Annotated in this window: 7 protein-coding genes; 2 read left to right on the top strand and 5 right to left on the bottom strand. The window is 72.2% G+C overall.

Annotated elements, in window-relative coordinates; genetic code table 11:
• Positions 1-2 precede the first annotated feature (2 nt).
• Together glsA and ACGFZL_RS09960 are read right to left on the bottom strand one after the other, a co-directional pair.
• Positions 3-1,040 (bottom strand): glutaminase A, encoded by a 1,038-nt coding sequence (gene glsA, locus ACGFZL_RS09955; protein ID WP_393690378.1) that lies wholly within the window; start codon positions 1,038-1,040, stop codon positions 3-5.
• Positions 1,041-1,240: 200 nt separating this feature from the next.
• Positions 1,241-2,200 (bottom strand): FUSC family protein, encoded by a 960-nt coding sequence (locus tag ACGFZL_RS09960; RefSeq protein ID WP_393690379.1) that lies wholly within the window; start codon positions 2,198-2,200, stop codon positions 1,241-1,243.
• Between the two features lie 96 nt (positions 2,201-2,296).
• Here ACGFZL_RS09960 and ACGFZL_RS09965 point away from each other — a divergent pair, with 96 nt between their 5' ends.
• Complete coding sequence (locus ACGFZL_RS09965) at positions 2,297-3,616, top strand: amidohydrolase family protein (protein WP_393690380.1); 1,320 nt, start codon at positions 2,297-2,299, stop codon at positions 3,614-3,616.
• Between the two features lie 137 nt (positions 3,617-3,753).
• On the opposite strand, the gene ACGFZL_RS09970 is transcribed toward ACGFZL_RS09965, so the two are convergent.
• The 3 genes from ACGFZL_RS09970 to ACGFZL_RS09980 all read right to left on the bottom strand — a co-directional run bounded on the left by ACGFZL_RS09970 (position 3,754) and on the right by ACGFZL_RS09980 (position 8,699).
• Positions 3,754-5,148, bottom strand: coding sequence for a cellulase family glycosylhydrolase (locus ACGFZL_RS09970; protein WP_393690381.1), 1,395 nt, complete (start codon positions 5,146-5,148; stop codon positions 3,754-3,756).
• Positions 5,149-5,341: 193 nt separating this feature from the next.
• On the bottom strand, positions 5,342-7,102 hold the full coding sequence (locus ACGFZL_RS09975; protein WP_393690382.1) for a glycosyl hydrolase: 1,761 nt from the start codon (positions 7,100-7,102) through the stop codon (positions 5,342-5,344).
• A gap of 370 nt (positions 7,103-7,472) precedes the next feature.
• A complete protein-coding gene (locus tag ACGFZL_RS09980; RefSeq protein ID WP_393690383.1) occupies positions 7,473-8,699 on the bottom strand; it encodes a metallophosphoesterase in 1,227 nt (408 codons plus the stop codon).
• 601 nt (positions 8,700-9,300) lie between these two features.
• On the opposite strand from ACGFZL_RS09980, the gene ACGFZL_RS09985 reads away from it, so the two are divergent.
• Complete coding sequence (locus ACGFZL_RS09985) at positions 9,301-9,519, top strand: MbtH family protein (RefSeq protein WP_393690384.1); 219 nt, start codon at positions 9,301-9,303, stop codon at positions 9,517-9,519.
• Positions 9,520-9,576 lie beyond the last annotated feature (57 nt).

Consider the following 9,576-nt stretch of genomic DNA (forward strand, 5'->3'; position numbering starts at 1 on the left):
GGTCAGCCCTCCTTGTCGGCGTGCGGGGCGGAGGCGAAGAGGTTGAGGCCCAGCGCTCCGGAGAGGTAGTGGGTGGCCCGCTGCCCCCGGACGCTGTTCCCGGTCGGGTCGAGGCGCGGGGAGAAGACGGCCAGGCCGGCCTTGCCCGGGGCCACGGTGAGGACCGCGCCCGACACGCCGCTCTTGCCGGGCACCCCGACCTCGTACAGCCAGTCGCCGCTGCGTTCGTACATGCCGGAGGACGCCAGCGCGGCCAGGGTGTCCCGGCAGACGGCCGCGTCCACCACCCGCTGCCCGGTCAGCGGGTTGACGCCCCCGGCGGCCAGGGTGGCTCCCATGACGGCGAGGTCGCAGGCGGAGACGGCGAGCGAGCACTGCCTGGTGTAGACGTCCGTGACCTGGGCGGGATCGCCCTTCAGCCGCCCGTAGCTGCCCAGCAGCCGGGCGATGGACTCGTTGCGCTGGTTGGCCGCGGCCTCCGAGGCGTAGACCCGCTGGTCCAGTTCCAGTTCGCGTCCGGCGAAGCGGGACAGGCCGTGGCGGACGAAGTCCCACTGCGCCTCGGCGTCCCGGCCCGGCACCTGGGCGGTGGTGGCCAGGGCGCCGGCGTTGACCATCGGGTTCATCGGACTGCCCCGGTTCAGCTCGACGGCCAGGATCGAGTCGAAGGGCAGGCCCGTGTTGTTCACCCCCACGCTGCGGCGCACCGTGTCGTGGCCGAGCGCCTGGTCCACCAGGGCGAAGACGAACGCCTTGGACACCGACTGGATGGAGAACCGGTGCTCGGCGTCGCCGCTCCGGTACACCGTCCCGTGGACGTCGGCGGTGGCGAGGCCGAAGAGCGCGGGGTCCTCGGTGGCCAGGGCCGGGATGTAGTCGGCGACCTCGCCGGAGTCGTCCTCCCGGTACCGCTCCCACGCGGCGGCGAGCGCGGCCTCGACGTCGCCGGTGCCGGGCAGGTGCCCGGTCGACACGGCCGCGTCGACCGTGCCGGGCGGGGCGGCGTCACCGCTGTCGTGGATCACCCGCTCCCCGCTCATCGCGCGGGGCCGTCGGACACTCGACTCCTCGCCGGCCCGTGAGGCCGCCCAGATCCCGGGCCCAAGGCGACCACCCCTCTCCACGCCGCGGCTCCGCGGACGACCGACGTCACACCCGTAAGTCTCCGGGACCCGCCCACCGGAGGCACGCCGGGTTCCGGCGATGAGGTGACGCGGGCGGCACACCTCCGCCCACGCGGTCACGGCGTGGGCGGTCCGCCCCGCCCCCGCCGTCGGCGCCCCGCCCACACGCCGACGGCCAGCGTGAGGAAGATCGCGAGCGCACCGCCCAGCGCGGTCATCTCCAGTCGCTGGAGGGCGAGCTCGGTCGTCACCGGTGCCCTGCCGGAGGAGAAGAGCAGCAGGACCGTGGCGGTGAGGAAGGCGGCGTACAGAAGGTCGTCCGGCATGAGGGCGTAGGCGACGGTGAGCACAGCGGCCACCGCTGCCAGGACGAGACAGACCGGGACGGGAGCGGCGGCCGCCACGGCGACGGCGACCGCCGCGCCGGCCGCGGTGCCCAGCCCGCGCCAGAGGACGAGCGTGCGGGTCTGCCCGGCGGCGGGCACGAAGACCAGGCACAGCGTGAGGACCGCCCACGTCCCGCGGGGCAGGCCGAAGGCGTGGGTGGCCAGGACGAGCAGCACACACCCGCACGCCAGGGCGGCGGCGTGCGCCACGGCGTCCTCGTCCGGCGCGGGCTCCGGCGGTACGCGCAGGCGCACGACGGCCGCCAAGGCGATGACGACGGCCGCCCCGAGCCAGGTGGCCAGGGCCACGTGCCACCACTCACCGGGGGCGGTGACCGAGTAGAGCACGAGGTTGGAGGGGAGCAGCGCGGCCACTCCGACGCTGCGCCGGTTGAACGCCCACTGGGCGGCGCAGGCCACGACCACCGCGGCCAGCAGCCCCGGCAGGCTGACGGAGACGAGGGTGCCCGCCGCCGCGGCGGCGCCGGCCGCCAGGCCGACCCAGCACTGCTCGGCCACGGACAGGCGGCGGACAGCGACCGTCATGAAGACCATGCCGAGATAGACCGACTGGGCGGCCCCGCTCCCCGCCAGCCACCACGCGACGCCGACCGGCACGACGGCGGCAGACACAGCGGCGACCGAGGTACCGAACAGTTTCGGCGGCGGCAGGTGCCGGGACAGAGGCATGGGCGTGCGACCGCTCCTCTCACCAACACCAAAAGTGTGCGATTCAACGCTTTTGGGGTGATCCTAAGGCCACACGACCCACCGAGGAGCGTCACAGTGCCCCAGCCCTTCGCCCTCACCGGCGCCACCGTCGTCACCGGCGACACGCAAGGGACCTTGCTCCCCGGACGCACCGTGGTCGTGGGGCCCGACGGGCGGATCGAGGCCGTGGGCGCCGCCGCCGACACGCACGTCCCGCCGGGCTACCGGCAGCTGGACGTCACGGGGCACTACGTCACACCGGGACTGATCAACGCGCACGCCCATCTCTTCGCCGACGGACTGCCGCTCCCACCGCTGCTGGTCAACGAGCGGACGAGCAATCTGGTCGCCGCCGCCGGCCGGAGCGCGCTGGGCCAACTGATCTTCAGGAAGCGTGCGAAGGACAACGCGCTCACCCAGCTGCACTCCGGAGTGACGACCCTGCGCAGTGTCGGTGATGTCGCCTACGAGGTGGTGAGGGTCGCCGGGGAGATCGATCGCGGCAAGTACCACGGGCCCCGCATCCTCGCCTCCGGCCCCCTGCTCGCCGTGACCGGCGGTCACGGTGCCCCGCAGGTCGCGCTGGTCAGCGACTCCCCCTGGGACGCGCGGCGCAATACCCGCATCAACCTGCGGCGTGGCGTGAAGGCCATCAAGATCGCGGCGACCGCCGGGGTCACCGACGCCCGCGCGATCGGGTACGCGGGACGCCCGGAGATGACCGAGGAGGAGATGACCGCGATCTGCGAGGAGGCGCACACCGCGGGCATCCGGGTCGCCGCCCACGCGCAGAGCACGGCCGGCATCCTCGCGTCCCTGCGGGCGGGGGTCGACACCATCGAGCACGGCGCCCGACTCACCCCGGAGGTCGTCGAGCTGTTCCACCACAACCCCCGCTCCCTGACCGGCTCCTCCGCCCTCATCCCCACCATCCAGGCATGTCTGCCGCTGGCCAGGCTCCCGCAGAGCGCGACCAAGGCCGACGACATCGTCAGGGCCAACGCGGAGCTCGTGCTGGAAGGGATGCTGCAAGGCATCCGGGACGCGCGGGAGGGCGGCGTCACCCTCGGCATGGGGACCGACTCGGCCGTCACCTACGCCACCCACTACAACGTCTGGCGCGAACTCGACATGCTGGTGCGCTACGGCGGCCTCACCCCCGCCGAGGCCCTCGCCGCCGCCACCGGCACGAACGCGGCGATCCTCGGTCTCGACGCCGAGACCGGTTCCGTCGAGGTGGGCAGGTCCGCCGACCTCGTCGTGCTGGACGGCAACCCGCTGGACGGCTTCCGCGCCTTCGTCGACCCCGTCATGGTGATCGCCCGAGGCACGGTGATCGACCACCCGACCGTCGAGCGGCGTCCGGACCTCGACGCCCAGCTCGACTCGCTCTGAAAGAGGCGTGCGCCGAGGACGCGCACCACCCCCGGCGGTCGAAGGGGTGGACCGCCCGGCCGTCGGCGACCCATCGCTCGCAGCTCGGGGCCCGGGCCGTCCGCCGACGGCCCGGGCTCCTGCCCGCGTCCCCGTGCTCAGCTGGTCGGGAACGAGTCCGGTGTGCTGATCCGGCTCTTCATCAGCGCCCCCGACTCGGTCAGCACGGCGCTGCTGCTGTAGTCGGTGCCGCCGCACGTCCCCGGCTTGAAGGCGGCGCTGCCCTCATTGGCGTCGGAGTACGTCCAGTTGGCGTAGCTGATCTTCAGGCTGTCGAGCAGGTCCAGCCAGGCCTTGCTGCTCGCCTGGTCCACGGCACCGCCGCCGGTGTACGTCACGGTGCCGAACTCCGTGACGAACAGCGGCAGTTTGGTCGCCGCCCGGCTGACAGCCGCGCGGTACGTGTCCGTGTGGCTCGCCGCGTAGAAGTGGAACGTGTACATGATGTTGGTGGCGTTGACCGGATTGGCGACGATCTCGCTCTCGTTCGAGCCGTCCGACACCCCCAGCGAGGACCAGCCGCGCGTGCCGACCACGACCACCGCGTCCGGGTCGGCCGCCCGGATCACCGGGATGACCTGCTCGGCGTAGCTCTTGATGGTCGCCCAGCTCACGCCGTTGGGCTCGTTGGTGATCTCGTAGATCACGTTCTTCTTGGCGGCGTTGCGGGCCGCGACGGAGGCGAAGAACGTCTTGGCGCGGGCGAGGTTGTAGGTCGGGTCGCCCGGGGTGAGGGTGTGGAAGTCGATCAGCGCGTACATGCCGCGCGCGTCCGCCGCGTCGACCAGGCTGTTCACCTTGGCGGTGTACCCGGCCGGGTCGGTCTCGTAGCCGCCCTCCTGCACGTACATCGCGGTTCGCAGCAGGTCCGCCTTCCAGTCCTTGGCGAGGGCGTCGAGCGAGGCGGTGTTGTAGCAGGAGCTGAACCACTGCAGGCCGTGCGTGCTCATGCCGCGCAGCTGGATGGGGCGGTTGTACTGGTTGCACAGGTTGGTTCCGCACACGTGCAGTTGGCCGTTGACGCCGACGGGGGTGCCGGTCGCCGGCGGCGGGTCGGTGGGCGGCGGGTCCTCGCCGCCGACCGTGCCGGTGCAGGTGACACCGTTCAGGGTGAAGGCGGTGGGGGCGGGGTTGGACCCGCTGAAGGTGCCGGTGAGGCCGAGGTCGGCGCTCGCGCCGGTGGCCAGGGTGCTGTTCCAGTTGACGGCGGCGGCACTGACCGCCGTGCCGGACTGCGACCAGGTCGCGTTCCAGCCCTGGGTGACTTTCTGGCTCGTGGTGGGCCAGGTGTACTTCAGGGTCCAGTTGGACACCGGTGAGCCGAGGTTGGTGACCTTCACCCCGGCCTGGAAGCCGTCCTGCCATTGGTTGGTGACGGTGTAAGAGACCCGGCACCCGGTCGCGGCCGATGCCGTGGTGGCGGTGAGCGCGGTGAACGCGGTGAGGCCCAGGAACAGGGCGCAGGCCGTCAGTAAGGCCCAGAGGCGTTTCAAAGTGTTCCTCCTCGTCCCGAAGCGGAAGACCATGAGTGGGGGGCGTCCCCGGGGGGTGCGTCCCCGCGGGGGTGGCGCGGCAACGGCGTGTGGGAGCGCTCCCAACCCGTTGGCCCGTGACCGTACACCGGTACCGGGAGGGGCGTACAGACGTACGGCCGGACGGGGACCGGGCAGCGCGGGAGAACGGTGCTCAGCCGGCGGTGCAGGCGAGGGTCGGGGCCTGGTTGGGTCCGCGGTAGCTGCCCTGGAACCCGAAGGACGTCGTGCCCGCGGCCGGGAGGCTCCCGTTGTGGCCCGCGTTCGTCGCGGTCACCGCGGCTCCCGACTGCCTGGCCGTCGCGTTCCAGGAGTTGGTGACCTTCTGGTCGCCCGCGAACCTCCACGTCACCTTCCAGCCGGTGAGAGCGCTGGATCCCGCCTTGACGGTGACGTCGGCGGTGAAGCCGCTGCCCCAGTCGTTGGTGACGCGGTAGGCCGCGGTGCAGGCGCCGGCTCCGCCGCCGGTGCCGTGCTTGAAGTCGCCGAGTTCGTCGAGGGTGATGACGTACGGATCGGCGTAGACCCGCTTGAGGAAGTCGAGCGAGTTGGCGGCCGCGTCCTGCTCGTAGCCGGCCCAGGTCACGAAGTAGGACCAGTCGGCGCGGTAGGCGCGCAGCAGGTCCGGGTCGGGCACGGTGCCGACCTCGGAGAGGGCGGCCGGCTTGGTGTCGCCGGTCAGGGCCAGTTCCTTGTCGTACGTCAGCGCGACCGGCCCGTGGTCGCCGGCCGGCGGGTAGGAGTCGGCGGTGACCATGTCGACCACGTCGTCACCCGGGTACCAGGCGGGGTCGACCGAGTTCCACTGCCAGATCAGGTTGTGGATGCCGTCCACCTCGGTGAGCCGGTCGTGCACCAGCCGGTACAGGGCCTTGGCCGGGCCCGGGCCCTTGGCGCCCCACCAGAACCAGCCGCCCTCGGCCTCGTGCAGCGGTCGCCACAGCACCGGGATCCCGGCGTCCTGCAGGCGCCTCAGCTGGACGGCGATGGCGTCGATGTCGCGCAGCAGCAGCTTGTGGTCGGCGGACGCCGGGTCGGCCAGCGCCGCCTGGACGTCGAAGGTGGTGGCGTCGGTGTAGAAGCCGCGCCACCACTCCTTGCCGGGCTGGTCGATCAGGCCCGCGGGGGCGTTCCAGTGCCAGACGAAGGCGGTGATGCCGCCACGCCTGTCCCACGCGATGGCGTTGTCGGTGTCCGTTCCCACGGTTCCGCGTTCCACCCGGCTGGGGGAGTAGTCCATCATGTCCAGGCCCTCGACCGCCGGGGCCTTGCCGACCTTGCCCTCCAGCCACTGCTCGTGCGCGGCGTCCTGCTGGCCGCTGAGGATGTCCTTGCCGTAGTGCGCCGTCAGGTACTTCATCAGCGACTTGGCCTCCGGCGTGGCCCGCGGGTCCGTCAGCTCGCCGGTCACCTTGTGCGGGGGCCGGGCCGGTGCCGGGGTGAGCGAGATCGAGTCGATCAGGTACCAGCCCCAGTCGTTGCTGATGGTCACGGTGTTGCCGCCGGCCTTCAGCAGCACTTTGCCGACGGCGGCGTCCGACCAGGTGGTGGTGGCGGGGAGCGAGACCTCGCCGACGCCGTCGCCGTTGACCAGTACGTTCGCCTTCTTGTCGCCGTACGGGCCGGCGTAGTGGACGGACAGGCTGTACAGGCCGCCGGGGCTGTCCGGGACGGTGATCGTCAGGCTGTCGCCGGGGTCGTCGAAGCCTTCGACATAGCCGGCGCCCTGGTATCCGGAGACGGAGGTGCCGACGGACACGCCGTCGAGCGTGCCGTTCTCGGCCTGGTACACGGTGGCCGTCGGGGCGTCGGCCTGCGCGGTTCCCAGCGGGAGCGCCACGGCCGCCGGGAGGGCGAGCAGGCCGGCGGCCAGCAGTCGCAGGAGTCTGCGGGGGTGGGGGGCGTGGGGTGCCAAGGTCGTCTCCTCGGGTGTGGGGGAGGGGGACGGGCGGAGAAGTGGGAGCGCTCCCAAGGATCCGGATGTGGCCCGTGCCGTCAATGGGTGGAGCGCAAACTGCGACCGACTCCCGGCAGATGCGGCGGGTCCGGTTGACTCTCCCGTCGTGGGAGAGCGGAGGGTCGGGTCGTCGGCCGGTGAGCGGCCGGCCCGCAGGAGAAGCCCTCGGAGCAAGGAGAAACCGTGGCTGTGAAGCTGCGCGCGATCACGTTCGACTGCGCGCGAGGCCGACCCGTTCGCGGGTGCCGACCGGCATGAGGGCTGAGAGGCGGCGCGCCGGGACTCGGGCAGAGGGGAGGCGTCCGGCTCCGTGGCGTCGGAGGGCGGGTCAGGACGAGGGCGCGGCGGACCGCCCGGGGGAGCGGAGCACCAGCAGGGTGATCTCGCTGGGGGCGAAGACGCGGAAGGGCGGGCCCCAGAAGCCGGTGCCGCGGCTCGTGTAGAGGAGGGTTCGGGAGCCGTGCCGGCTCAGGCCGGCGAGGGCCGGCTGGTCGAGGCGGACCAAGTGGTGGAAGGGCCAGATCTGGCCGCCGTGGGTGTGGCCGGAGAGCTGGAGGTCGACGCCGTGGGCCGCCGCGCGGTCGACGAACGCGGGCTGGTGGGCGAGGAGGAGCACGGGGAGGCCGGGATCGGCGCCGTCGAGGGCTCCGGGGAGGTGGGCGCCGTGGCCCGCCACGCCGGAGGACTCGGCGGTGACGTCGTCGACGCCGGCGACCACCAGGGTGTCACCGCCGCGCTCGAGCAGCAGGTGGCGGTTGCGCAGCGGCTCCCAGCCCAGCTCGTCCATCAGGTCGACCCAGCCCTGGGCCTCGCTGTAGTACTCGTGGTTGCCGGTGACGTAGACCCGGGCCCGGGTCGCCCGCACGGTGCTCAGTGGAGCTGCCTGGGCGCGCCGGCGTTCGGCCGTGCCGTCCGCGATGTCACCGGTGTGGCACACCAGGTCGGCCTCCAGGGTGTTCACCGTCTCGCAGACCCGCTCCGACCAGCGGGCGCGGTCGAGCGGACCGTAGTGGGTGTCCGTGATCAGGACGACCCGGGTGCCGTCCAGGCCGGCTCCCAGCCGCGGGAGTTCGACGTCGAGCCGGCGCACGCGCGGCACGCGTCGGGCCTCGGCGTACCCCCAGGCGAGCAGCACGGCGGCCACGCCGACGACGGCCCAGGTGACGATGCGCGCCCGGCTCTGTCCGTCACCGACGCCGGCGGCGGTCAGGCCGAGCCGCAGCAGGGTGCCGAGCAGAACCGACCAGGTGAACAGCACCCAGACGCCACCCAGCAGCGTGTCGCCGACGATCGCCGCCCGGTCCTGCTGACGCCGGCCGTGGCCGCGCGCCATCGCGAGCGGCATGCCGATCAGGCCGAGGGCGAAGAGCGCGGTGCCGGTCAGGGTGACGGGGAGCGGCCAGTGCTGACCGGTGTGCAGGAGGATCCAGCACGGCACGGCCCACAGCAGTACGGGGGCGATCAGGGGGAGATGGCGCATGAGGCGTTGCACTCGGCTGCGCGGCGCCCCCTGCGCGTCACCGGCGGCGGATCGGGTGTCGCTGGTCTCGGTCACGGTTCCCCTCCTGAGGTGCTGTCCGCTCCTGAGGTTACGTCGGGCGGATCGGGCGGTGGGGACTCCGCCGTATCGCGTGCGGCAGTCGCGTGCAGGCGGCTTCCGGCCGTCGGCGACGAGGCGGCGGCGGCCCGGCGGGACCGGGGCGCGGCGGCGGTGGGGCGTGTTCCGGGGTCCGGTGATGGCCGGAGGGCACCGCTTTCTTTGCCTCGAGGTTGCCTGCCAGGCGGGGCGCATACCCGGCGCACGGGAGCGCGGTGCGCCGGGAGGGGGGAGCACGGGGTCCGGGGCAGGCGTATCTGACGGGTAGCCGGAATAGGTTGGGTAATACGGCGGCAAAAGGGATCAAAGCAGGCTTTTGCTGGCTTGATCTATGTCGTTCCTGACTGCCCGCATATGACAGTGGCTGTTTCCAAGGCTTCCGCTCAATGAACTACTGACGAGTAATGGAATGGTCGGCATCCTTGGCCGAGGTGATTCCCCTAAGGTGTGGGGCATGAGTGCGGCTGCGGGATCACATTCCGGCCGAGGGGGCACTCGAAGTGCCGGCCGTCCCGCTCGCGTAGAAACCGGAACAGGTATTCGAGAACGGGGTGGGAGCATGACCAATCCTTTCGATGACGAATCGGGTCGCTTCGTCGTGCTGGTGAATGGCGAGGGCCAGTACTCGCTTTGGCCGGCGCAGCTCGACGTCCCGGGCGGCTGGGACCGCGAGGGCGCCGAAGGGTCGCGTCAGGAGTGTCTGGAGCGCGTCGAAGCCGTCTGGACCGACATGCGTCCGGCCGGCCTCGTGGCGGCCATGAAGGCCGACTCCGGCTGACACGCGGCCGAATCGCGGGAGGTCACGCGCAGATGAGTGTTGCCTCCCGTGTCCGCC

The sequence above is a fragment of the Streptomyces sp. NPDC048182 genome (assembly GCF_043202555.1).
In the GTDB taxonomy this organism is placed as follows: Bacteria; Actinomycetota; Actinomycetes; order Streptomycetales; family Streptomycetaceae; genus Streptomyces.

Excerpts from the sequence above, each read along its gene's own strand:
- glsA (WP_393690378.1), bottom strand. The coding sequence starts at position 1,040 with ATGAGCGGGGAGCGGGTGATCCACGACAGCGGTGACGCCGCCCCGCCC.
- ACGFZL_RS09960 (WP_393690379.1), bottom strand. The coding sequence starts at position 2,200 with ATGCCTCTGTCCCGGCACCTGCCGCCGCCGAAACTGTTCGGTACCTCG.
- ACGFZL_RS09985 (WP_393690384.1), top strand. The coding sequence starts at position 9,301 with ATGACCAATCCTTTCGATGACGAATCGGGTCGCTTCGTCGTGCTGGTG.